Annotated in this window: 21 protein-coding genes; 6 read left to right on the top strand and 15 right to left on the bottom strand. The window is 72.2% G+C overall.

Annotated features, from left to right (window positions below; translation table 11 throughout):
- Nucleotides 1-106: 106 nt before the first annotated feature.
- The 8 genes from IC605_RS06250 to IC605_RS06215 all read right to left on the bottom strand — a co-directional run bounded on the left by IC605_RS06250 (nt 107) and on the right by IC605_RS06215 (nt 8,474).
- On the bottom strand, nt 107-1,129 hold the full coding sequence (locus tag IC605_RS06250; RefSeq protein WP_216320498.1) for a ketopantoate reductase family protein: 1,023 nt from the start codon (nt 1,127-1,129) through the stop codon (nt 107-109).
- Nucleotides 1,126-1,872, bottom strand: coding sequence for a creatininase family protein (locus IC605_RS06245; RefSeq protein WP_246580497.1), 747 nt, complete (start codon nt 1,870-1,872; stop codon nt 1,126-1,128). Before IC605_RS06245 ends, IC605_RS06250 begins: the two co-directional genes overlap by 4 nt.
- Nucleotides 1,862-2,899, bottom strand: a complete 1,038-nt coding sequence (locus IC605_RS06240) for a GntR family transcriptional regulator (protein ID WP_246580496.1) — start codon at nt 2,897-2,899, stop codon at nt 1,862-1,864. The genes IC605_RS06245 and IC605_RS06240 overlap by 11 nt, the downstream gene beginning before the upstream one ends.
- Nucleotides 2,896-3,942, bottom strand: a complete 1,047-nt coding sequence (locus IC605_RS06235) for an ABC transporter ATP-binding protein (RefSeq protein ID WP_216320496.1) — start codon at nt 3,940-3,942, stop codon at nt 2,896-2,898. The genes IC605_RS06240 and IC605_RS06235 overlap by 4 nt, the downstream gene beginning before the upstream one ends.
- Nucleotides 3,939-4,940, bottom strand: coding sequence for an ABC transporter ATP-binding protein (locus IC605_RS06230; RefSeq protein ID WP_216320494.1), 1,002 nt, complete (start codon nt 4,938-4,940; stop codon nt 3,939-3,941). The genes IC605_RS06235 and IC605_RS06230 overlap by 4 nt, the downstream gene beginning before the upstream one ends.
- Nucleotides 4,937-5,800, bottom strand: a complete 864-nt coding sequence (locus IC605_RS06225) for an ABC transporter permease (protein WP_216320491.1) — start codon at nt 5,798-5,800, stop codon at nt 4,937-4,939. The genes IC605_RS06230 and IC605_RS06225 overlap by 4 nt, the downstream gene beginning before the upstream one ends.
- A complete protein-coding gene (locus IC605_RS06220; protein ID WP_216320489.1) occupies nt 5,793-6,731 on the bottom strand; it encodes an ABC transporter permease in 939 nt (312 codons plus the stop codon). The genes IC605_RS06225 and IC605_RS06220 overlap by 8 nt, the downstream gene beginning before the upstream one ends.
- Before the next feature lie 171 nt (nt 6,732-6,902).
- Nucleotides 6,903-8,474, bottom strand: coding sequence for an ABC transporter substrate-binding protein (locus IC605_RS06215; protein WP_216320487.1), 1,572 nt, complete (start codon nt 8,472-8,474; stop codon nt 6,903-6,905).
- Nucleotides 8,475-8,728: 254 nt separating this feature from the next.
- Between IC605_RS06215 and IC605_RS06210 the strand changes: the two genes are divergently transcribed.
- From IC605_RS06210 to IC605_RS06195, 4 genes are read left to right on the top strand one after another with little or no spacing between them, the layout of a single operon-like run.
- On the top strand, nt 8,729-10,318 hold the full coding sequence (locus IC605_RS06210; RefSeq protein WP_216320486.1) for an ABC transporter substrate-binding protein: 1,590 nt from the start codon (nt 8,729-8,731) through the stop codon (nt 10,316-10,318).
- Nucleotides 10,315-10,509, top strand: coding sequence for a hypothetical protein (locus IC605_RS06205; protein WP_216320484.1), 195 nt, complete (start codon nt 10,315-10,317; stop codon nt 10,507-10,509). Before IC605_RS06210 ends, IC605_RS06205 begins: the two co-directional genes overlap by 4 nt.
- Complete coding sequence (locus tag IC605_RS06200; protein WP_216320482.1) at nt 10,502-11,848, top strand: amidase; 1,347 nt, start codon at nt 10,502-10,504, stop codon at nt 11,846-11,848. Before IC605_RS06205 ends, IC605_RS06200 begins: the two co-directional genes overlap by 8 nt.
- A gap of 25 nt (nt 11,849-11,873) precedes the next feature.
- The gene (locus IC605_RS06195) at nt 11,874-12,929 is read left to right on the top strand and encodes a zinc-dependent alcohol dehydrogenase family protein (RefSeq protein WP_216320480.1); all 1,056 of its coding nucleotides are present in this window, start codon (nt 11,874-11,876) and stop codon (nt 12,927-12,929) included.
- 52 nt (nt 12,930-12,981) lie between these two features.
- On the opposite strand, the gene IC605_RS06190 is transcribed toward IC605_RS06195, so the two are convergent.
- From IC605_RS06190 to IC605_RS06160, 7 genes are all read right to left on the bottom strand, one after another.
- Nucleotides 12,982-13,806, bottom strand: a complete 825-nt coding sequence (locus IC605_RS06190) for an SDR family NAD(P)-dependent oxidoreductase (RefSeq protein ID WP_216320478.1) — start codon at nt 13,804-13,806, stop codon at nt 12,982-12,984.
- 485 nt (nt 13,807-14,291) lie between these two features.
- Entirely contained in the window at nt 14,292-14,966 is a 675-nt protein-coding gene (locus IC605_RS06185) for an ankyrin repeat domain-containing protein (protein ID WP_343216525.1), read from the bottom strand.
- Nucleotides 14,963-15,496, bottom strand: a complete 534-nt coding sequence (locus tag IC605_RS06180; protein ID WP_216320476.1) for a GlcG/HbpS family heme-binding protein — start codon at nt 15,494-15,496, stop codon at nt 14,963-14,965. Before IC605_RS06180 ends, IC605_RS06185 begins: the two co-directional genes overlap by 4 nt.
- A 67-nt stretch (nt 15,497-15,563) precedes the next feature.
- Entirely contained in the window at nt 15,564-16,208 is a 645-nt protein-coding gene (locus IC605_RS06175) for a response regulator transcription factor (RefSeq protein ID WP_216320475.1), read from the bottom strand.
- Entirely contained in the window at nt 16,201-18,090 is a 1,890-nt protein-coding gene (locus IC605_RS06170) for a sensor histidine kinase (protein WP_216320473.1), read from the bottom strand. Before IC605_RS06170 ends, IC605_RS06175 begins: the two co-directional genes overlap by 8 nt.
- 74 nt (nt 18,091-18,164) lie before the next feature.
- Nucleotides 18,165-19,082, bottom strand: a complete 918-nt coding sequence (locus IC605_RS06165) for a haloalkane dehalogenase (RefSeq protein ID WP_216320472.1) — start codon at nt 19,080-19,082, stop codon at nt 18,165-18,167.
- On the bottom strand, nt 19,075-20,508 hold the full coding sequence (locus IC605_RS06160; protein ID WP_216320470.1) for an MFS transporter: 1,434 nt from the start codon (nt 20,506-20,508) through the stop codon (nt 19,075-19,077). Before IC605_RS06160 ends, IC605_RS06165 begins: the two co-directional genes overlap by 8 nt.
- Before the next feature lie 87 nt (nt 20,509-20,595).
- Between IC605_RS06160 and IC605_RS06155 the strand changes: the two genes are divergently transcribed.
- Together IC605_RS06155 and IC605_RS06150 are read left to right on the top strand one after the other, a co-directional pair.
- Nucleotides 20,596-21,282 (top strand): ArsR/SmtB family transcription factor, encoded by a 687-nt coding sequence (locus IC605_RS06155; RefSeq protein WP_216320468.1) that lies wholly within the window; start codon nt 20,596-20,598, stop codon nt 21,280-21,282.
- Nucleotides 21,283-21,323: 41 nt separating this feature from the next.
- Nucleotides 21,324-23,528, top strand: coding sequence for a phospholipase D-like domain-containing protein (locus tag IC605_RS06150; protein ID WP_216320466.1), 2,205 nt, complete (start codon nt 21,324-21,326; stop codon nt 23,526-23,528).
- Nucleotides 23,529-23,716: the final 188 nt, after the last annotated feature.

The raw sequence follows: 23,716 nt of genomic DNA, 5'->3' as shown, positions 1-23,716 counted from the left end.
CGCGGGAATTCTCCGAGCGGAGCGAGCAGGAGACAGAGGGGGGTCGCGGGAAGTGGAGTCCGGTTCGGAACACCACCGAACCGGACGGAAATGGACGCGGCTCGCCTCACGCCCGCACCGCCATCACGGCGCGCAACTCGTCGAGGTTGGCCGTGCCGAAAGCCCGCCGCCCCTCCTCCAGATCGTGCACGAGTTCGATCAATCGGGCGGTGAGGGGAGTCGGTACGCCCCACCTTTCCCCGAAGGCGACGATGGGACCGAGTTGGGCGTCCGCTTCCGTGCGCCGTTTTCTCACGGCCAGGTCGCGCCAGATGCCGCTGTGCGTCTTGGCGCTCTTCCGGTTAAAGGCCACCATGTCGTCCAGGGAGCGCTGGGAGGTCTCCTCGGACGCGCCGGGCAGGAAGGCGGTCGGGTCGAAGCCGTTGAAGCCCTCCAACCTGATCCCTCCGGCGGTCGCCACCCGCAGCACCTCGCGGGCGATCTCGCTGTAGAGGGGGCGGTATTCGGGCCGGGCGAGGGCGTCCGCGATCCCGTCGTTGGTGAGGGCGGTGGCGAACAGTTGCGCCCCGTAGGCGAGCTTGCCCCACAGGTAGCCGAGAATGTTGGGGGTGAGGACGGCGTTGGGCTCGAACTGCTGAAACGCCGCGTACAGGGCCCGCGCCCGGTCGCTCATTGTCCCGCCGAGTTCGCCGATCACGACCGCGCCCCGCCCCCCGTAGTGAATCACGCCCGGCGAGAGGTAGTCCGCGCCGAAGTTGACGAAGCTGCCCAGCACGCGCTCTGGCCCGAAGTGTTCCGCCAGCGTGAGGGGGTTGAGCCCGTTTTGCACCGACACGACGCACCCGCCCTGCGAGAGATGGGGCGCGAGGGCGACGGCCGCCCCCTCGGTGTCCTGCGCCTTGGTGCAGAGGAGCACCCGGTCCCACTGCCCGGTGAGGCCCTCGGGGGTGGCGGCGACGGCGGGGACGGTGAACCCGGTGATCGGCCCCTCGATCCTGAGCCCCTGCGTGTTCAGCGCGTCCACGTGTTCCGCAGCCCGGTCCACGAAGGTCACGTCGTGCCCCTCACGGACCAGATGCGCCCCGATGGTTCCTCCGATGGCCCCCGCTCCCCAGATCAGCAACCTCATGGTCGCCCCCGCCCGAAGCCGACGGGGGCGGGCGCCGAGTTCTCGCCCCAGCCACCCTCCAACAGGTCGCGCGTCTCCTGCACGGCCACGTCCCAGATCGCCCGCATGTCCTCGTCGGGGCGCTGGTACTTGCCGCCGTAGTTGCCGTCCCCCAGGTAGTCGCGCAGCTCGCGGGGAGGGAGCAGGCGCAGGCGGTCGAGGTCCGCCATCGGCTTCTCCCCGTCGGGGAGCCTCACGCCCTCCAGCCGCGTCCAGGGGAAGTTCTCCATCCACGAGGCGTGCGAGGCGTTGGGGTCGGTCTCCTGCACCCTCGCCCACACGCGCGGCGCGTTCCACCAGTTGTGGAATTTGACGCGCGCCTCCGGGTGGTCGGCCATCCACTCGCCGACGAAGCCCTGCGCGGGCGAGTTGCCGCCGTGCCCGTTCACGATCAGGATGCGGCGGAAGCCCGTCTCGAACAGGCCGTCGAGAAGGTCGCGCACGACGGCGAGGTAGGTGCTCACCCGCAGCGTGACGGAGCCGGGGTAGGCGCGGAAATACGGCGTGATCCCGTAGGGCAGCACCGGGAAGACGGGCACCCCGAGCGGTTCGGCGGCGTCCTGGGCCAGCTTCGAGGGCAGGGTGTTGTCCACGCACAGGCTGAGGTAGGCGTGCTGCTCGGTGCTGCCGAGGGGCAGCACGCAGCGGTCGTCGCGGGTCAGGTGCTCCTCGACCTGCATCCAGTTCATGTCGTCAATTCGCATCGGGAGTCCTTTCTTCGGAGGCACGGTCTTGGGCGTCGAGCCGCATCCGCCGCTCCTCGATCAGGGGCAGGAGGTGGGCCTCCACCGCGCGGGGGTCGGGGACGTGGCGGTACTCGAAGGCCTGGGTGCCACTGGGCAGCTCGGCCACCACCCGCTCCGAGCCGGTGGCGTACACGATCACGTCGCTGCCGCGCAGCAGCTCGGGAAGCTCCGGGCTGCCCAGGGTGACGGCCCGAACGTGGTCGATGTGCGGGGCGAAGCGCGAGACCCCCGCCCGCATGGTGGGCAGGAAGTCCTCGAAGGTGACGACCAGCCCCAGCCGCGTCAGGGGACTCAGGGCGGCGAGGGCGGTGCGGGTGAAGTCCGCCGGGATGAACTGCACCGACACGACGGGGGGCCCGCCCAGCAGGTCGCGCACCTGCGCCTCCCGGTGCCCGAGGGTGACCACGAGGTCGGCCTCCGACGCGCGGGCCGCCACCGCGTCGTTCAGGAGGTCTTGCACGGTCAGCGCCTCGATGCGGTCCCCGGGTGGGAGCCGCATTCGCAGCTCGTCCACGTAAAAGCGCGTCGCCTCCGGGAAGATGCCGACGAAGGCGAGGCGCAGCGGGCGCCCGGGGCTGCGCGGACGGCCCAGCCGCGTTCCCAGGGCCTGCGAGACCTCCCCCGGGGTGAAGCCCAGCCGCTCCGCCTCCGCGAGCAGCCGCTCCACCGCCCGGTGCAGCCCCGCGAGGTCCCGCCCCGGCGTGCCCTGCCCGTCCGCGACGAAGGTGCCGCGCCCCGGCGAGGTGGTGAGCAGCCCCTTTTGCCCCAGCTCCTTGTACACGCCCGCCACCGTCACGTGCGCGAGGCCGAGGTCTTGCGAGAGTTCGCGCACGGAGGGCATCTGCGCCCCGCGCGGAATCTCCCCGCAGGCCACCCCGTACTCGATCTGCCCGCGCAGTTGCACCCCCACCGGCACCGCCAGCGAGCGGTCGATGTGGAAGGCGAAGCGCGCCGCCGTCTCCTGGGCAGAGGCCGCCGGATTCATCGGGCGACCTGCCCCGGGCGTGGGTCGTACAGGTGACACGCGACGTACTGTCCCGGGTCTGTCTCCAGCAGCGCAGGCTTTTCCGTTACACACCGTTCGAAGGCGTGCGGGCAGCGCGTGCGGAAGGGGCAGCCGCTCGGCACGTTCAGGGGGCTGGGAATCTCGCCCTCCACGGCGGGCGCGTCCGTCCGGTGCGCGGGGTCGAGTTTCGGGGCGGCGGCGAGGAGGGCCTGGGTGTAGGGGTGCTTGGGCCGCTCGAACACGTCGTCCGTGCCCGCGACCTCCACCACCGACCCCAGGTACATCACCGCGACCCGGTGCGAGAGGTGACGCACCAGCCGCAGGTCGTGCGCGACGAAGAGCACCGTCAGCCCCAGCCGCTCCTGCAACTCCAGCAGCAGGTTCACGACCTGCGCCTGCACGCTCACGTCGAGGGCCGAGACGAGTTCGTCCGCGACGAGGCACTGGGGCTCGACGGCGAGAGCGCGGGCAATGCCGATGCGCTGCCGCTGCCCGCCCGAGAACTCGTGGGGGAGCCGTCCCTCCGCCTCCGGGGGCAGGCCGACGAGGGAGAGGAGTTCGCGCACCCGGGCGGGAATCTCGGCAGGAGGACGCATCTTGTGCACGCTCAGCGCCTCACGCAACGTCTGCCCCACCGTCATGCGTGGGTTGAGGGACGAGAAGGGGTCCTGGAAGATCATCTGCACCCGGCGGTTGTACGCCCGCAGCTCCGACCCCCTCAGCCCCAGCACGTCCCGGCCCTCGAAGGTGACGCTGCCCGCATCGGCGGTATGCAGCCGCACCAGGCAGCGCGCGAGGGTGGACTTGCCGCACCCCGACTCGCCCACCAGCCCCAGCGTCTCGCCCCGCCGCACGTCGAGGTTCACGTCGTTGAGGGCGCGGACGACCCGTTTTGGAACGCCGCGCAGCCGGTCTATCGGTGAGTACGGCGCCGGGAAGAACTTGTTCAGCCCCTGCACGGTGAGGATGACCTCGCCGGGTGCGTTCTGCTCGGCGGCGACCACGTTCTCGTAAGCCGTCATCCCCGCACCTCCGGCCTCGGCAGCTCTTCGTGGTGGACGCAGGCGCTGAAGCGACCGGGGGCGACCTCAATAAGCGGCGGCTCCCCGACCTGACACTTGAGGGTCGCGTAGGCACAGCGCGGCACGAAGGGGCAGGCGTCCTGAAGGGCGAGCAGGTTGGGCGGCGAGCCGGGGATGGGCTGGAGGGGCACCCGGCGGTCTCCCCCCTCCGGCAGCGAGCGCAGCAGGCCCAGGGTGTAGGCGTGTTTCGGCGCGCGGAAGAGCCCCTGGACGGGCGCCGTCTCCACCAGCTTCCCCGCGTACATCACCGCCACCCGGTCGCAGGTCTGCGCCACCACCCCGAGGTCGTGCGTGACGAGAATCAGGCTCATGCCCATCTGGTCGCGCAGCCGGAGCAGCAACCGCAGAATCTGATCCTGGATCGTCACGTCGAGCGCGGTGGTGGGCTCGTCCGCGAGGAGCACCCTCGGCTCGGAGGCGAGCGCGATGGCGATCATGGCCCTCTGGCGCATCCCGCCCGAGAACTGGTGGGGGTAGTCGCGCAGTCTCGCGGCGGGGGCGGGAATGCCCACCAGGTCGAGGAGTTCGGTCGCCCGCTCCCGCGCCGAGCGGCCCGTCAGCCGGGCGTGTTCCCGCAGGTTCTCGCCGATCTGCTCGCCCACCGTCAGCACGGGATTGAGGGCCGTCATCGGCTCCTGAAAGATCATGCCGATCTGCCCGCCGCGCACGGAGCGCAGCCGGGGCTCGGGGAGGGCCAGGAGGTTCTGCCCGTTCCAGTGCACCTCCCCGCTCACCTGCGTGGGTGGCCGGTGCAGCCGCAGCAGGGCCCGCAGGGTCACGCTTTTGCCTGAGCCCGACTCACCTACCAGCCCCAGCACCTCGCCGGGTCGCAGGTCGAAGGTCACGCCGCGGACCGCGTTCAGGACCCCGCGTGGGGTGACGAAGCGCACCTGGAGGTCGCGCACGGAGAGGGTCGTGTCCGTCAGCGTCGCCGTCATGACCGGGGCCTCAGGGCGTCCGCGAGGCCGTCGCCGATCAGGCTGAAGCCGACGCCCGCGAGCGTCAGCGCCAGGCCGGGGAAGGTCGAGACCCACCACGCGCTCGCCATGAAGTTTTTGCCGTCCGCGACCATCACGCCCCACTCGGGGGTCGGCGGCTGCGCGCCCAGGCCCAGGTACCCCAGCGACGCCCCGAGCAGGATACCCAGGCTCATGTCGGTCATCAGGTAGACGATGCTCGGCGTGATCGCGTTCGGCAGCAGGTGGCGCAGCAGCGTGCGCGACGGGCTGTAGCCCATCACCCGCGCGGCCTGGGCGTACTCGGCCCTCTTCTGCGCCAGCACCTCCCCGCGCACCAGCCGCCAGTAGGTCACCCAGCCCACCGCACTCACCGCCAGATAGAGATTGCCGAGCCCCGGCCCCAGCACCGCGACGATGGCGATCACGAGCACCAGGAAGGGAAACACGACCACCAGATCGGCCAGCCGCCCGAACACCGCGTCGAGCCACCCGCCCGTGAAGCCCGTCACCGCGCCCATCAGACTGCCGAACAGGAAGGGAAAGAGGGTCGTGAACAGGGCGATCTGGAGGTCGATCCTCGCCCCGTACACCACCCGCGAGTACACGTCGCGCCCGAAGTTGTCGGTGCCGAAGAGGTGCGCCCCACTCGGCCCCTTGAGGATCGCGGTGTAGTCGAAGTCGGTGGGGCTGTGCGTGGCGAGGGCGCCGGGAAACAGCGCCGCGAAGATCAGCACGCCGAGGATGGCGAGCCCCGCGACCAGGGTCGGCTTGGGCCGGAAGCGCCGCGCCGAGGCCCTCGGCAGCGGTGCGGTGGCCGCCGCGTCCGCGCCCCTAAGCATGTTGCGCCCTCGGGTCGAGGCGGGCGTGCACGAGGTCGGTCATCAGGAAGACGAGGGAGACGAGCACCGCGAACATCAGCGTCAACCCCTGGATCACCGGATAATCGCGCCCGAAGATCGCGTCCACCATCAGCCGCCCGACGCCCGGGATGGCGAACACGCTCTCGGTGATCACCGCCCCGCCGATCAGCGCCCCGATGTTCAGCCCGAGCAGCGTGACGGTGGAGATCATCGCGTTCCTCAGGACGTGCCGCGTCATGATCACCCGCGAACGCAACCCTTTTGCTCTTGCAAAATCCACGTACTCGGCGGTCAGCACCTCGATCACCGAGGCGCGCAGGGTCCGCATGAGCACCGCCGCGAGGTTGAAGCCCAGCGTCAGGGCAGGCAGGAAGAGGTAGTACAGGTGCTCGCCGAAGGTCTCACCGTACCCGCCGATGGGAAACCACCCCAGCCGCGCGCCCAGCAGGGTGAGCAGTTGCAGGGCGATGTAGAACACCGGCAGCGAGAGGCCGACCTGAAAGACCGCCCGGATCACCCCGTCCACCCAGGTGTTCCTCCGCACCGCCGCCAGCACCGCGAGCGGCACCGCCAGCAGCGCCCCCAGGACGGCGGCGTACACGGTGAGAAACAGCGTGACGGGCAGCCGCTCGGCGATGAGTCGCAGCACGGGCACCTTGAGGCTGGTGCTGATCCCGAAATCGCCCTGGAGCAGCCGCCCGGCGAACCGCGCGAACTGCACGACCAGCGGCTGATCGAGGCCGAGTTCACGCCGGGTGCGCTCCACGATCTCGGGCGTGGCGCGGTCGCCCAGGATGGCGCTCGCCGGGTCGCCGGGCAGCAGCCGCACCAGGATGAACACCAGCACCGCCGCGAGAATCAGCGTGGGAATCATTTGCAGCAGGCGCGTGAGGACGTAGGTCCATCGCATAGGAACCTCTGGGAACGTGGTTCGGAAGGTGGGCGCCGCATCACGGGAGCACCGGGCAAAAGCTTTTCACTCCTCCCCCTTGACTCGCAAAGCCGCGAGGCAGAGGGGGGAGGTCGGGGTGAGGGTGAGCGGGCCTGGCGTGCAGAAAAACGGCTCGTCAGAGCCCCCTCTTCACTTCTCCAGCGACGTGGCCGTGAAGATGTTGTTGCCCAGCGGAATCTGCACGAAGTTGCGGACGTTCTTCGCCAGCGCGACCGGGTACGGCGTCTCGTACAGGAAGACGATGGGCGCGGCTTTCATGTAGATGTCCTGAATGCGGCGGTACTGGGAGGCGCGGTTGATGGCGCTCGTCTCGGCCTGGCTCTGCGCGAAAAGCCTCTCCACCTCGGCATTCTTGAAGCCGGTGTGCAGGCTCTCCACGTTGTCGTAGATCGCGAAGTAGCTCGTGATCTGGCTGGGGTCGTTGATGTCGTTCGTCCACGCGGCGGTCCGCATCTGGAAGTCGTTGGCGCGGTAGCGGGCCGTCTTCGTGGCCGCGTCGAGCTGCTCGATCTTGAGCCGCACGCCGACCTGCCCCCACATCTGCTGGAGGGCCGTGAGCAGCGCGAGGTCGTCGGCGCTCCCCGAGGTGGCGAGGCAGGTCACCTCGAAGCCGTTGCCGAAGCCCGCCGCCTGGAGGAGCTGCCTGGCCCTGTTCACGTCGTAGGGGTAGCCCGGCTGCGCGGCGAACAGCGGCGTGGTGGCCGACATGTACGACCGCATCGGCTTGCCCGTCCCGTAGGTCACGACCTGGATCAGGGCGTCCTTGTTCGTCGCGTAGTTCAGCGCCTGCCGCACCCGCACGTCGGACATCGGGTTGGCCGCCCCGCTATTCAGCTTCGGGCGGTTGTTCATCAGGATGTTGTTGACCTTGGTGGAGGGGAAGAGCTGCATGTTGATCCGGGGGTTGTTCCGCAGCTCCGCCACGCGCGAGAGCGGGATGAACTCGGCGCCCTGCAACTCGCCCGCCTGCAACTTGAGGATGCGCGTGTTGTCGTCGGGGATGATCTCGAAACGCACGGCGTCGAGGTACGGCAGGGCCTTGCCGTCCTCGCCGCGCTGCCAGTAGTAGGGGTTGCGCTTGAGGACCATGTACGAGCCGCGCTTCCACTCGCTCAGGACGAAGGGGCCCGAGCCGACGGGCTTTTCCGCGAACGCCTTGGCCTTCTCGGCGTCGGTCCCGCCGGGGGCGGCGGTGAAGAGCTTTTGCGGCATGATCGCCGCGTTGAAGGTCGCCAGCGCGGCGGGCAGGGTGGGGTCGGGGTTCTTGAGGTTCAGCACGACCGTGTTGCCCTGGGCGGTGATCGAGTTGATCGAGGCCAGCGAGCCGTTCCACGCGCCGTTATTCGGGTTGCGCGCCCGGTCGAGGGACCACTTCACGTCCCCGGCGGTGATGGGCGTGCCGTTGGCGAACCGGATGCCCGGCCGCAGGGTCAGCGTCATCGTCTTGCCGTCGGGGCTCACCACCTGGCGGGTGGCGAGGCCGGGCCGGACACTGCGGCCGTCCGGGCTGGGCTGGAGCAGCGTGTCGTAGAGGTTGGTCAGAATCCAGATGTCGAGGTTGGCGTCGTTGAGCACCGGGTCGAGAAAGAGCGAGTCGGCGTAGCGGCCATACACCAGCGTTCCGCCCCGCGTCACGGCGAGCGAGGAACCGAGGGTCAGGGCGGCACCGAGGGCGAGCGTCAGGCGGGCGAATCGGTTCATGCGGACCTCCGAGAACAAGAGCGGGGGGGGAACGAACGCCGGGCGCACCCGAGGTGTCACGCCATGAGGATGAGGGTGTTATGGAAGACTGTAACGGCCGACTCCGCAGTGGTCAAGCGGCCACCGGCATGTCTGGACGAATCATGGCCTGGATCGCCCGAAAGGACAACGATGGGGCCACTCTCCTTCCAGTACACCCGCCCCGTTCGGCATAACACTTCCGCGCGTCCCACCCCCTGTTCTGGAGGCTGCCCATGCGAACCCTTCCTGGCCGCGCCACCCTCTTGCTCGCTTCCTGCCTGCTCGCCTCCGTCAGCCTGAGCGCACAGACTCCGGCCCCGCAGCGCGGCGGCACGCTGACGTACGGGCGCTACGCGGATTCGCTGCTGCTCGACCCGGTGTTCACGGACGCGAACCTCGACATCTGGATTCTGACCAACCTCTACGACACGCTGATCCAGACGGGGCCGGGGGGCAAGGGGCTGCGGCCCGGCCTGGCGTCGAGTTACGGCTTCTCGGGGGACGGGAAGACCTTGACTCTCACCCTCCGCCCCGGCGTGACCTTTTCGGACGGCTCGCCCGTGACCGCCGACGACGTGAAGTTCTCGCTCGACCGGGCGCGCAAGCCCGACAACGGGGCGTGGAACTTCCTGCTCGGGAGCATCGCCAGCGTGACGGCGAGGGGCAATCAGGTCGTGCTCTCCCTCAAGAACCCCGACCCCTCCCTCACGGCGGCGCTGGCGACCTTCAACTCGGCCATCGTGCCCCGCAAGCTCTATGCGAACGCGCCCGGCAAGACGGACGCCGAGCGGGCGCGGGCGGTGGGGGAGAGGCCGGTCGGCTCCGGCCCCTTCGTCCTGAGCGAGTGGAAGCGCGGCTCCTCCATGACCCTCAAGCGCAACCCGCGTTACTGGCAGAAGGGGGCGGACGGCCAGCCCCTGCCGTACCTCGACGCCGTGCGCTTCGAGATCATCCCCGACGACAATACCCGCATCCTCAAACTCCAGGCGGGCGAGTTGCAGGGCGCCGAGTTCATCCCCTTCTCGCGGGTGGCGGAGCTCAAGGCCAATCCCAAGCTCAACATGCAGCTCTTCCCCTCGACGCGGGTGACGTTCGTGGTGCTCAACAACCGCCCGAGGCTCAAGGACGGGTCGGCCAATCCGCTCGCCAACGTCAAGCTGCGGCAGGCGCTGAACTACGCGACGGACAAGAAGGCCCTGATCGGGCTCGTGACCTTCGGGAACGGCAAGCCGATGGGGTCGTACCTGTCGAGCGCCACGCCCCTTTTCTCGCCGCAGAACACGTACACGTTCGACCTGAACAAGGCCAAGCAGCTTTTCGCGGCCTCGGGGGCGAAGCCGGGCCTGTCCCTCTCCCTCCAGGTCGTGGCGGGGAACGCGGATCAACTCGCGCTGGCGACCGCCCTTCAGCAGATGTGGGGGCAACTCGGCGTTCAGCTCAAGATCGAACAGCTTGAGAGCGCGACCGCCAACGGGCGCTACCAGGCGAACGACTTCCAGATGCAGATGAACTACTGGAACGACGACATCGCCGATCCCAACGAACTCACGGCCTACGCGGCGGTCTACAGCTCCGCCGAGTCCTTCCACACGGGGTTTCAAAGTAAAGAGGTGGACAGCCTCTTCGCCCAGAGCCAGCGCGAGACCGACCCCGCGCGGCGCGCGGCCCTCTACAAGCGCATCCAGAACCTCTACGTGAACGCCGCCCCGATGGTCTTCCTGTACGAGCAGCCCTTCCCGGTGGCGCTGGCGAAGAACGTGCGCGGCTTCGTGCAGACGCCCCTGGGCAACAACGTCTTCGTCAATACCTACCTCGCCAAATGAGCGAGGACCTGACGCCGGACCTCGTGTGGAGGCTCGCCCGCCTCGCCGGACTGGAGTTACCCCCGGAACGGGCGGCGGACCTCGTGCCGCTGCTCCAGTCGGTCCTGGAGGGGGACGCGCGGATCGCCGCACTCGACCTCGGTCCGCTGAGCGCCCTGGGCCCGCCCTGGCCGGAGGAGCGCCGTGGATGACGACGTGCTCTTCCTCTCCGTCGCCGAGCTGGGCAGGCGTTACCGGGACGGCTCCCTCTCTCCCGGTGAGGTCACGCGGTTTACCCTGGAACGTATAGAACGGCTGAACCCCGTCCTGAACGCCTTCATCACCGTCACGGCGGAGCGGGCGCTTCTGGAGGCAGAGCGGGCCGAGGCGGAGTTGCGCGGCGGCCTGGACCGGGGGCCGCTGCACGGGGTCCCCGTCGCCCTCAAGGACCTCGTGGACGTGGCGGGGGTGCCCACGACCTGCGGCTCGCGCATCTGGGCGGACCATGTGCCCGAGCGGGACGCGGCCGTCACGACCCGGTTAGAGACGGCGGGCGCGGTGCTCGTCGGCAAGACGAACCTGCTGGAGTTCGCCTACGGGATCGTCCACCCGGACCACGGGCAGACGAACAACCCCTGGGACGTGTCGCGCACGGCGGGCGGGTCAAGCGGGGGCTCGGCGGCGGCAGTCGCGGCGGGGCTGTGCTTCGCGGCGGTGGGGACGGATACGGGCGGCTCGATCCGCATCCCGGCGGCCTACTGCGGGGTGGCGGGGCTCAAGCCGAGTTATGGGCTGGTGGAGCTGGACGGGGTTTTCCCCCTCTCGTGGTCCCTCGACCACGCGGGTCCCCTCGCCCGCACGAGCGAGGACGCGCGGGTGCTGCTGGAGGTGCTGACGGGGCGCTCCTTCGCGCTGGAACGGGACCTGAGCGGGCTGCGGGTGGGGGTGCTGCGGACCCACACCGAGGGGGCGGAGGTGGAGGCCGGGGTGAGGGACGTGTTCGGCCGGGCCTGCGGGGTATTGCGGGAGGTGGGCGCCGTCGTGACCGACGTTGAGGTGCCGGGGCTCGACCTCGCCGACGCCGCGCTGCTGAACGTCCTGCTTCCCGAGGCGAGCGCGGTTCACGCCCGCTGGATCGCGGAACGGCCGGAGGACTACGCCCCCGCCACCCGCGCCCAGCTCGAACTCGGCTTTGCGGTGCCCGCCGTGACGCACGTGCGCGCCGGGCAGTACCGCCGCCACCTGGCCCGCAGCTTCGCACGGGTCTTCGGGGAGGTCGAGGCCATCCTGACCCCGACCGCTCCCTGGGTCGCCCCGCAGGAGGATCCGGCGGTGGTGGAGGGCGAGGGCGCGGCGGAGGCGCGGCGCACCGGGCCGCACAACCTCACGGGCTTTCCGGCCCACAGCGTGAACGGGGGCTTTGACCGGGCGGGGCTGCCGGTCGGCCTCCAGATCGTCACACCTGCCGGGGAGGACGCGCTGGCGCTGTGGCTGGGCGGCAGGCTGGAGGGGCTCCTGGGAAGCGTGCGGCGGCCCCCCGACCCCGCCTGACCCCCCACCCGCTACAGTCAGCCCCATGCGAGCCGCCTTGTACCGCGAGTTCAGAGCCCGCCCCGAACTCGTCACCGTCCCCGACCCCACACCCCCGGTCGATGGCGTGGTCGTTCAGGTCGGCGCGACGGGCGTGTGCCGCAGCGACTGGCACGGGTGGATGGGCCACGACCCCGACATCACCCTGCCCCACGTGCCCGGTCACGAACTCGCCGGGACGGTGGTAGCGGTGGGGCGGGGCGTGCGGGGCTGGCGGGTGGGCGACCGGGTGACCGTGCCCTTCGTCTCGGGGTGCGGGCGCTGCCCGGAGTGCCGCTCGGGACATCAGCAGGTGTGCGAGCGCCAGTTTCAGCCCGGCTTCACCCACTGGGGCTCCTTCGCCGAGTACGTGGCCCTGCACCACGCGGAGGGGAACCTCGTGCGGCTGCCGGACGCGCTCGACTTCGTGACGGCGGCGAGCCTGGGGTGCCGCTTCGCCACGTCCTTCCGGGCGGTGGTTCAGCAGGGACGGGTGCGGGCCGGGGAGTGGGTGGCGGTGCACGGCTGCGGCGGGGTGGGGCTCTCGGCCGTGATGATCGCCGCGGCGGTCGGGGCGCGGGTGGTCGCGGTGGACATCGACGACGAGAAACTGGCGCTGGCCCGCGAACTCGGGGCCGAGGTGGTTCTCAACAGCCGCACGACCCCGGACGTGGTGGGAGCGATCCGGGACCTGACCGCCGGGGGAGTGCGCGTGTCGCTCGACGCGCTGGGACACCCGCAGACGTGCTTCCAGTCCGTCGAGAGCCTGCGAACCCGGGGGCGGCACGTGCAGGTGGGGCTCCTGCTGGGCGAGCAGCGGCATCCCCCGCTTCCGATGGACCGGGTGATCGCGCGGGAGCTGGAGATTTACGGCAGCCACGGCATGGCCGCGCACGCCTACCCCGAGATGCTGGGATTGATCGAGCGGGGGGCCCTGCGGCCGGAGCGCCTGATCGGCCGCAGGATCGGGCTGGAGGACGCCCCGGACGCTCTGGTGACGATGGACCGCTTCCCGGGTGCGGGCGTGACGGTGGTCGAGCTTTCCGCGGGGCAGGGCGCCTGATCCCCCGGGCTGCCCGGAAGTGCCCCCGCGCCCTCCGCACGGCCACCGGGGCTCAGCCTGTGCCGTGGTTGAAGGTGGCGGTGCAGCCCCCGTCGACCGTGACGACCGAGCCCGTCATGAACGAGCTGTCACCCGAGGCCAGGAACACGACGGCGCGGGCGATCTCGTCGGCGTGGGCCTGGCGGCCGAGGGGCTGGCGGGCCGCGTTCGCCTCGCGTCTTTGTTGGGCGGCCTGACGTTCGGCCTCGGGGAGCCGGGCGCGGTGCCCGCCCATGTCGGTGTCGACGTAGCCCGGGCAGACCGCGTTCACGCGGACGCCCCGCCCCCCGTAGTCCACGGCGAGCTGGCGGGTGAGATTCACGAGGCCCCCCTTGGAGGCGCAGTACGCCGGGGCGAGGGGCGCGCCGATCAGGCCGTAGGTCGAGGCGACGTTCACGATCACGCCCCCACCGCCCCGCATCAGGAGGGGCAGGGCGTACTTCGCGCACAGGAAGGGCCCGCGCAGGTTGACGGCGATCACCCGGTCCCAGGCGTCGGGGTCGAGGTCGTGCAGCGGCACGGCGTCGCCCGCGATCCCGGCGTTGTTGACCAGCACGTCGAGGCCGCCGAAGTGGCGGCTGGCCTCGTCCATCAGGTGGCGAACCTGGGCCGCGTCGGACACGTCGCAGGGCACGAACAGGGCCTCCCCGCCCCCGCCCGAGAGAGCCCGGGCCGTCTCCTCACCGCCCCCGCGGTCGACGTCCGCGAGGACCAGGCGGGCGCCCTCCCCCGCGGCCATCAGGGCGACGGCCCGGCCGATGCCGCCGGCCGCTCCGGTCACGACCACCACGCGGCCCCGCAGGCGTGGGGTCCTCATCTCCGAGCCGAACGGGTCCATGTTGCCTCCTCCTTGCGGTCCGGGTCGTCCTCACCCTCCGGGCGACCGCGCCACCCCGCACATTGTTTCAGACAGATGAGCGCACAGGAGCGCTTCGCCAACTGACCTGACGAAGACGGGAAGCGTCCCCGCCCGGCGTGCTCGTGGGAGGGCGGTGGACCCGGGTCGTGGCCGCAAGGAGATGCTGCGGAGCCCCGGAAGCGGGCGCCTCTCGTCGCCCCCTGCCGGACCCCGCGCCCCGCCTATCCCGGCGCCGGGACCCGGACCCATCCCCCCGTTTCCACGGGCTTCCTCGTGCGGCGGGTGGCCTCGCGGGACTGCGGCGCGCAGGTCCGCCTCACGCCGGGCGGCGAGCCGGGCGCCCGGTTCCGCACCGGGCACGCGCTCCGGTCCGGTGGGGCGAACGGACCAGCGTTCCTCTCCCCGAAGCCCACGACAGCCACCCACCCCCGGGAGCCCGTCCACCAGACCTGCTCACCCCCGGATCAGTGTGCCGCCGCCAGGAGGGCCACCATCCCGCCGTAGCCGCGGCGCCGCGCGTGTTCCAGGGCGGTCACCCCGTCACGGTCCGCCAGGTCGGAAGTCGCCCCCGCCGCGAGCAGCAGCCGGACGATCTCGGTGTGACGCGGGCCCCCGTCCCCGAGGAGCACCGCCTCCAGCAGGGCGGTCCAGCCCAGGTTGTTCACGTGGTCGACGTTGACCCCCGTCTTGAGAAGCTCGCGCACGTACTCGACGTGGCCGCGGTCCGCCGCCGGAATGAGGGCGGTGCCGCCGAAGCGGTTCGTGCGCGTGAGGTCCGGCCCCGCCCGCAGCACCTCGCGCAGCATCGCCACGCTGCCCGTCTCACCCGTCACGAGCAGCGCGTTGTTCCGTGCCTGATCCTGGGGGTCAGGGTCGGCCCCGGCGTCCACGAGGAGGCGGGCCACCGCCACGTGATCGCCCAGCGCGGCGGCGGTCAGGGCGGTGCGGCCATCGGCCCGGCGGGCACCCGGGGACGCGCCGCGGGCCAGCAGGGCGCGGACCGCCCCCGCGTCCCCACGACCGGCGGCCTCGATCAGCTCGGCGTTCAGGGTCACTCGGCTCACCTGGGAGGAAGAGGCCGCCCCACCCACCCTTCCCGCGGGGAGGGCGAGCAGGGCGGCCAGCAGGAGGAACTTCACCGGCCCAGGACGGTGGCGACGGCATCGGTCGCGCACTTCTCGTCGATGGTGCCGCTGGGGGCGCCGCCCACGCCCACCGCGCCGACGACCGCATTGTTCACGCGGATGGGCGCGCCGCCCGCCAGCACGAGGAAACGGTCGATGCGGGCGAGTTCGGCGGAGGCGGGGTTGGTGCGGATGTTCTCCGCGATGGCCGAGGTCGCGTTGCGTGCCGACGCGCTGGTATACGCCTTGCGGGATGAGGCGTCCACCGTGTGCGGCCCGGCGTTCTCGGCGCGGGCGACGGCGAGCGTGATCCCGGCCCGGTCCACCACCGTCGCCGTGACGTTGTAGCCGTCCTGAGCACAGTTTTGCACGGCGAGCTGGGCGATCCGGACGGCGGCGGACGTGCTCAGGCTGGATTGGGTCACGGTCGGCGTGGTGGCGAGTTGAACGGGCTGGGGCGCCGGGGTGGCCTGGGCAGGCTGGGCCGTCTGGGCGAGGGCGGCGGGCAGGCTCAGGGCGAGCACGGCGGGCAGGATTCGCTTCATGCGCCCACTCTGGCGCGGACGCGGGGCGCGGCACCATTCGCGTTCCCCCCGGGCGGCCTCCGTAGAACTACGGACCCTCGCCCACGCTGGTGAGGTACACCCGGACGAGCTGCGCGAGGGAGGCCACCCCCAGCTTCCCGAACACGCTGGCGCGGTGGGTCTCAACCGTGCGGGCCGAGATGCCCAGCACCCGGGCCGCCTGCTTGTTGCTCGCGCCCTCCACGATCAGCCGCAGCACCTCGCGCTCGCGTGCGGTCAAGCCCGCGACGGCCCCCCGCGCCTCCCGGGTGGCGGCGAGCCGTTCGCGGCGGGCGAGGTGGGTGCGCACCCCGAGGCCAATCGCCTCCAGCAGCGCCAGCTCGTCCACCGGCTTGGTGAGGAACTCCACCGCCCCCGCCTTGAAGGCCCGGCGGCATACGTCGATGTCCCCGTGCCCGGTGATCACGACGACGGGCAGGTCCACGCCCTCCCGGGTGAGCTGCTCCTGAAGCTGGAGCCCGCTCACGTGGGGCATCCGCACGTCGAGGATCAGGCAGCCGACCGCCTCCCGGTCGAACTCGGCCAGAAAGGCGCGCGGATCGGGGTAGTCCCGCACGCCCAGCCCCACCGTGCCGATCAAGGTGGCGAGGGCGTCGCGCACCGCTTCGTCGTCGTCCACGAGGAACACGGTGGGTTCGGTGGCGGGAGGCCGGGTGGGGGAGGGGTCAGGCATGGACGGCCTCCCCCACCGCGGGCGGCAGGGTCACCGTGAAGACCGCGCCGCCCCCCGGCCCGTTCTCCCCCCGCAGGTCGCCGCCCATGCCCTGCACGAGCGTCTGCGACAGCGACAGGCCCAGCCCCAGCCCGCCCGGCTTGGTGGTGGTGAAGGGGGTGAAAAGCCGGTCACGCACCGTCTCCGCCAGACCGGGCCCGGTGTCGCGCACCTCGATCCTCACGTCCTCCCCCAGACGCCGGGCCTCTACCCAAACCTCGGCCCCCGGCATCCCCCGCGCCGCCTCGACCGCGTTGCGCACGAGGTTGAGAAGCACCTGCTCCAGATGCACCGGGTCGCCCCGCACGATCAGGGGGGCGGGGTCCGGGCGCACGTCCAGCGTCACCCCCGCGAGGTCGGTGCCCAGGGCGGTGAGGGCGGCGACGTTTTCGAGGACCTGGTTCACGTCCACCCGCCGGGGCTGAGCCGGGGCCCGTTTCACCAGGGCGCGCAGGTGGGCGATGATGCCCGCCGCCCGCTTGGCCTGCGTGACTGTGGCCTCCACCGACCGCCGCACCCGCGCCTCGTCGCGCTCCGGGTCGGCGAGCATCCGCAGGGCGGCCTGCCCGTGGCTCACGATGGCGGTGAGGGGCTGGTTGAGTTCGTGCGCGAGGCCCGCGCTCATCTCGCCCAGGGTGGAGAGCCTGGTGACGTGGGCGAGGGTCTGCTCGTGCTCGCGCCGCCGCCGCTCGCTCGCCTCCAGCGCCGCGACCACCCGCGCACGGGGCGGCCCCACGTCGCGCAGCACGAGGACCCACCCGGCCCGCTCGCCGTCCTCGCCGCGCACCGGGGCCAGCGCCCCCTCCACCAGCCGCGCGCCCGCCCCGGTCACGAGCGTGATGCCCTCGGGCAGCTCGGCGGGCGCAGGCTGATTCCAAAAGGCGTCCGGGTCAAAGGGCCGCTGGTCGAGGGTGGCCCGGAAGTGCGCCACCTCACGCAGGTCGCGCCCCTCGGCGAGCGCGTCTCCCAGCAGGGCGCGGGCGGCGGGGTTGGCGAGGCGGACCCGGTGCCCGGCGTCGGTGACCACCAGCGCCTCGCTGACGGCGTGGAAGGCGCTCCGGGCGCGCGCCCGCTCCGCCTGGAGGGCCCGCGCGGCCTCCCGGGCGGCGGCGCGGTCGCGCTCGCGCCCCTCGACGAGGCGCGCCCACCCCCCGGCAGCCAGCGCGGCGAGGAGGGCGAAGAGCGCCACTCCCCCCAGTGGCAACTCGGCCCAGCGCAGCGGGTGCTCGCCCTCGAAGACGAGGGGCTGCCCCCCGTCGCCGAGCACCTTGCGCACCCGCAGCACCGGCAGCGGGCCGTCCGCCGGGCGGGCCGGGTCGCCCACAGCCTGCTCGACCAGAACTGCCCCGTTCCCCGGGCGGCGCAGGCGAAACGCCGAGGTCAGGTCCGTGAAATCCTCCGCCCGGAACAGGCGCCGGGCATCCACCCAGACGCGCATGTCCCCCCGCGTGAGGGCGTAGAGCGCGGGGGCCGCCGGGTGCCAGCGCAACCCCGCCGGGTCGGGGGCGAGCGGGCCTGCGGGAAGCGCCGCGCCGCTCGGGCCGAGGTCCACGCAGTCCGGGCGGCAGCGCTGCACCCCAACGATCTGCGGGTACTGCGCCCGCATCGCCCCGGCGTACTCGTGCAGGGCCGCGCCCCCCACCCCCGCGCGGGTGAGGGCGGTCAGGCTGGCGAGCACGGCTTCTTGCTGCTCGCTGCGCTGCGAGAGCACCCGGTGCAGGATGCGCGCGCCCGTCTCGAACCGCGTCTGCACCCCCCGCGCCGACGTGACGAGCCACGCGGCGCCCACGAGGAGCGTCACGAGGCCCCACACGAGGAATGCGGCGCGGCGGGGCGGGATCATGTGTCCATGATGGGTGCCCGCCGCGGGGAGGTGTCAAGCCGCCCGCCTGGAGGGTCGCCCGAGCGGGGCCCTCCTCAGCGCCCTCCCGGGGCGAGCCCGAACGCTTCCAGGGCGGCGCGGGCCACCTCGTCCCCGGCGTCCTCCTGCACGAAGTGTCCGGCGTGCGCGACTTCCAGCGGCGGCGGGCAGCCGCGGATCACCGAGCGCAACAGCCGCATCGGCCCTGCCCCCAGGATCGGGTCGCGCAGCCCCACCGCCATGAAGCTCTCGACATGGAGCTGCACCACCCACCAGTCCCGGGCCTGTCTCGAAACCTCGGCGCCCGGCGCGTCCGGGTGGGTGGGCACCAGCCGCGGAAAGGCCCGCACCCCCGCCTTGAAGCGGGCGTCCGGAAAGGGCGCCTCGTAGGCGAGCGACTCCTCGTGAGAGACGCGCCCCGACGCGCGGCGCAGCAGGGCGGCCACGTCCATGTTCGGGTGGGCGTTCGAGTACGCCCGCCAGGCGTAGAAGGCGGCGTTCGGCCTCACGTCGCCCGTGGCGAGCGCCGTGTTCATGACGATCAACCGGGAGAAGCGCCCCGGCTCCTCCAGCGGCAGGGTCAGGCCCAGCAGCCCGCCCCAGTCCTGCACGACGAGGGTGATGTTACGGAGGTCGAGCCGCTGGATCAGGCGCAGCAGACTCTCCCGGTGAAAGTCGAAGGTATACACCCGGTCGTCGGTGGGCTTGTCGGACCGCCCGAAGCCGAAGAGGTCGGGGGCGAGGACGCGGTGACCGGCGGCGGTGAAGACCGGGATCATCCGCCGGTAGAGGTAGCTCCACGTCGGCTGGCCGTGCAGGCACAGGAAGGTCTCGGGGGCGTCCCGGGGGCCCTCGTTGAGATAGTGCAGGCGCAGGCCCTCGGAGCCGGGCAGGTCGTCCAGATAGTGCGGGGCGAAGGGGTAGCCGGGCAGGTCGCGGAAATGTTCGTCGGGCGTGCGCAAAACGTCAGTCATGGGCCTCCTGGCCCCCCAGGGGGGCGGGCGCGGGCCGCGGGCCGGGCGGGGCGGGTGGGGTGGCGCGGGCGGCGAGGTCCGCGCGGGCCTCGGCATGGTTCTCGCGGGTGATGGGATAGCGCCACGCGAACACGAGGGCGAGCAGGTACAGGAGGCAGGGGACCGGGCCCATCATCAGGGCGATGCCGCGCACCGTCTCCGGGCTCTGGGCGGCGCTCCCCGGCACGTAGCCCAGCAGGCTCGTCACGAGCGCGTTGGAGAACACCCCGAAGGACCCGGCGGCCTTGAGCGCGAAGAGCAGCAGGGCGTAGAGCAGCCCCTCGCGGCGCAGGCCGCTGCGCAACTCGTCGAACTCCAGCACGTCGGGCAGCATCGCCCAGGGAAAGAGCGAGACCGCCGCCAGCCCCAGCCCGTTGACGACGATGGTACCGATCAGTGAGGGCGAGACCACCCCCCGCGGCACCGCGTACACGTACAGCAGGAGGCTCACGACCATCAGCCCCAGCCCCAGCATCACCCCCGCCCGCTTGCCGATCCGCGCCGAGAGCCACGCCCACCCCGCGAACCCCAGGATCGCGACCACGAACAGGCCGCCCAGCAGCGGGGCCTGAAGCGCCCCCGGCAGCCGCAGCACCGACTCCAGGAAAAAGGGCAGGATCGAATTGGTGATCGTCAGGGCCACCGTGACGAGCACGAAGACACCCAGCAGCGGTTTCAGGCCGAAGGTGCCCAGCAGCTCGCGCACCGCGCGCAGGGTGAGGGGCGGGCTCTCCTCCCCCCGGCGGGTGCGGACGGGCTCGCGCACCCCGAAGCCCGTGACGAGGAGGGCCGAACTCGCCGCCGCGGCGCAGAGCACGCCGACGACCAGCCAGCCGCCCGGCGGACTCGCGGCGAGGTCGCGCGCCCCCGTGAGCCCCAGGACGAGCAGCGGCGGCAGCGCCACGCCGACGAGGGTGGCGAGCATGGAAAAGGCGAGGCGGTAAGAATTCAGACTCGTGCGCTCGTCCGAGTCGGGGGTGAGTTCGGGCCCCAGCGCGAGGTACGGGATGGTCGCCAGCGAATACAGCGCCGAGAGCGCCATGAAGCCCAGGGCGGCGAGCACGAAGCGGGCGGGCGTGCCCTCCACGTACGGGATGAGCCACAGCGCCGCGAACACGAGCCCGGCGGGCACGGCGAAGACCCGGGTGAACCACAGCCGCCCCCGCCGCTCCCGCAGCCGGTCGGAGAGCGCCCCGATGGCGGGATCGACCAAGGCGTCGAACAGCCGACCGGCGAGGAAGGCCAGCCCCGCGGGCAGCGGCGCCAGCCCGGCGATGTTCACGAGGTAGTACAGCAGCCAGGTGTTGCCCACCACCCCGACGAGGTTGCCCCCGAAGTCGGCGGGGCCGTACAGCAGCTTGTCGCGGGGGCGCAGACGGGCAGTCACTCGGGACACCTCCGGGCGGGGGGTGGGACGCGGGAACTCGGCAGGGTGGGCGGTCCGGGGCCTCAGCGTAGGGGTAGAGTGCTTCAAATGGACCGAGCCGTTTTGAGCAATGGTGTCCTGCACGTGCGAGACCCCCGGGCCGCCCCCCGCGTGATGAGCGGCTGGGAGATGCGCTACCTCGCCCCCTTCCTGGGCCGCGAGGCGACGATGAGCCAGGCGGCGCGCGAACTCGGGGTGAGCGTCTCCAGGCTCCACTACCAGGTGAGGAAGCTCCAGGGCGAGGGCCTGCTGCGTGTCTCGCGGGTCGAGCGGCGGGGCAGGCGCGAACTCAAGGTCTACCGGGCGGTCGCCGACCGCCTCTTCATCCCCTTCGACTTGATGTCGCTGGAGAGCGTGGAGACGGCGCTGCTGGCGGCGGATCAGCCGTGGCTGACGCTTTTCCTGCGCTCGCTGGCCCAGGTGTGGCGCGAGAACCCCGGCACCTGGGGGATGCGCCTGGAGCGCACGGCGTCCGGCCACGTCCGCGCCCACGTGGTGCCGGACCCGCACAGCGAGGAGGGGTTGGAGGAGGAGCGCCTCCCCGCCCTCTTCCTGGGCGGCTGGGTGACGGACCTGCACCTCGACTTCGAGGACGCCCGGGCCCTGCGCCGCGACCTCGGCGAGGTGCTGGAGCGTTACCTCCAGCGCGGCGGCGCCGGGCGCTACCTCCTGCAACTGCGCCTCGCCCCGCTGCCGGGGGACGTGCCCGGCCTGCCGAACGTCACCATGCGCTGAGGACCCGCCGGCCCGCTCCAGGGCCGTGGAATGATGCCCCCATGCAGCGTCAGCCCGCGCGCCTCCTCCTCGCCGGACTCGCCGGGCTCCTGGTGACGGTCGGGCTGGCCGCGCTGGCCGTGAGCCCCGCGCTGGGGGCCATTCCCGAGAACCAGACGTTTCTGCGGGCCTACGCCGGGGTCATCGTCGCCTACCTCACGGTGGCCGCGGGCTTCGCCACCACCGGGGCCCTCAGCGCGGCGGCCCTGCCCCTGGCGGCGGTGGGGGTTGCGCCGCGCGCCGGGCCGTACCGGGTGGGCGTCTCGCTCGCCGTGCCCGGCGGGCTGCTGGTCATTCCCGTCCTGCTGCTGTCGGTGATCGCCGCCGTCTCCCAGGAGGGGGCGCTGGGGGGAGCCCTGAGCAACGGCAGCCTGATCCTGGCCCTGTGTGCCGGGGGGTACGGGCTGCTCGCGGGCCTCGTCCTGGGGCTGCTCACCGTGCGGCTGCGGCACCTGTGGCGTCCGGCGCTCGCGGGGCTGGCGGGCGCGCTCGCCGCGGGGGCGGTCTGCGGCCTGGCGCTCGAACTCGTCGACCCCAGGGCCGTGTTGCGGAGCGCGCCGGGCCTGGTGCTCCTCGTGTCGCTGGTCGTCCTCACGATTCACCTGGGGTGGGGCCTCGCCGTGCGCGGGGCGCTGGGCCGTCTGGCGGCGCTGGGCCGGAAAAAGGCCGCCGCGGGGCACCCGCTCCACGCCGCCGGGCGGGCGCAGGTGGCCCTGGTCGCCACCCTGGGCCTGAGCCTGCTCGGCAGCGTGGTCGCCTTCACCCGCACCCTGGGGGACTTCGTGACCGCCCGCCCGGCCGACCCCACGCCCCTGCGGGTGGCCCGCCCGCTGAACGTGCCCGGCTGCCCCGTTCCCACGGACGCGCTGGAACGGGCGGTCTGGGCGGTCTCCACCCGGGGCCGCCGACCCGACCTGTCCTGCCTCAACCGGATTCGCCCGCTGATCCAGTTGCCGGGGGACGCGGCGCCCGGTTCCGCCCGCAGCGGCTTCGACGACGTGGCGGCGCTCGTGGGGGGCGCCCGGCACGAGGTCCTCTTCACGACGATGCAGTGGGACGGCGGGAGGCTCAACCCCGGCTCGACCCTGGCCGGGGCCCTCGCCCGCCTGTACGCGCGGGTGAGGGCCGAGCCCGCCGCCTTCCCGGACGGCGTGCGCGTGCGGATCACGCTGGGCAACTACCCCGTGATCTCCACCTTCGAGTGGGGCGCGGAGGTCTGGACGGCCCTGGGGGACCTGCTCGCGGCGGGCGTGCCCCTGGCGGACCCCGCGCACGGCTGGCGGGTCGAGCTGGGCAACTACGCGGGGACCTTCCCCCACAGCCACGTCAAGCTCGTCGCCATAGACGGCGAGACGCTGCTGACCGCGGGGTTCAACTACGCGTACGGGCACTATCCCCCGGGACACCCGTCGGGAAGGGGCAGGGGGCTGTACGACCTGGGGCTGGTGGCCCGGGGCCCGGTCGCGCAGGACGGGGTGAACGTCTTCGACGACCTGTGGGCGCGCAGCAAGGTGGTGGTGTGTGAGGGCGAGCCGCGCCCGGACGACGTGCGGCAGGCCTGCCACCTCGGCGGGCCGGGAACGCCCCGGCACCCTGCCGCCGCGCGCCGGGCCCGGCCCGCCGGGGGGGCGCGCGCTTTCAGCCTGTACCGCCGGGAGGGCTTTTCCCAGGCGGACGAGGCGCTGCTCGCCCTCCTGAACGCCGCGACCACCCGGATCGACCTGATGCACGTCAACTTCAGCATGGACCTGGGCTGCATCGTGGCCGTGCTCAACCCGGCCCTGTGCACGGGCCAGGACCGCCTCCCCTGGATGACGGCCCTGCTGGGGGCGCTGGAGCGCGGCGTGGACGTGCGGCTGCTGACCGACGGGAGCGGCAGCCTGGGGGCTCTCGAAAACCGCGTCGCCCTCGCCTACCTGAGGCGGGAGATGGCGGGGCGAGGCCTGCCGCCGTCCCGCTTCACCGCCCGCTGGTTTCCCGGCGCGGTCCATGCCAAGGCCGCGCTGATCGACCGCCGGATGCTGGTGGTCGGGTCCATGAACCTGCACCACTCCTCCTGGACCCGGGGCCCGCTCGGGCTGAACGAGGCCGTGCTCGCCACCAGCGACCCCACCGGGGCACGGGAGTTTCAGGCGCTGTTCGAGCGCGTCTGGGCCGGAGCCGAGCCCGCCGCTCTCCCCGCGTTCCTGCAAGGCGAGACCCCCTGAGCGAGTCTCGCCCGGCCTGCTCGCCTCCCCACCAGGCTCAGCCGTCATCTGCCCTTCACCCTTTCCCGGAAGTCAAGGCGAATTCATGGGAAGCGGTGAACGGCCCGGTGCCCCCGCGGTACAAAGGCGCCAGTTCACCCCAGCCTGTCTTCGGCAACGGACGTGTGCCCGGGCCCGGGGGCCCGGAG

Origin of the sequence: Deinococcus aestuarii (assembly GCF_018863415.1) — a bacterium.
GTDB lineage: Bacteria > Deinococcota > Deinococci > Deinococcales > Deinococcaceae > Deinococcus > Deinococcus aestuarii.
This window is presented reverse-complemented; position numbering and strand designations above follow the sequence as displayed.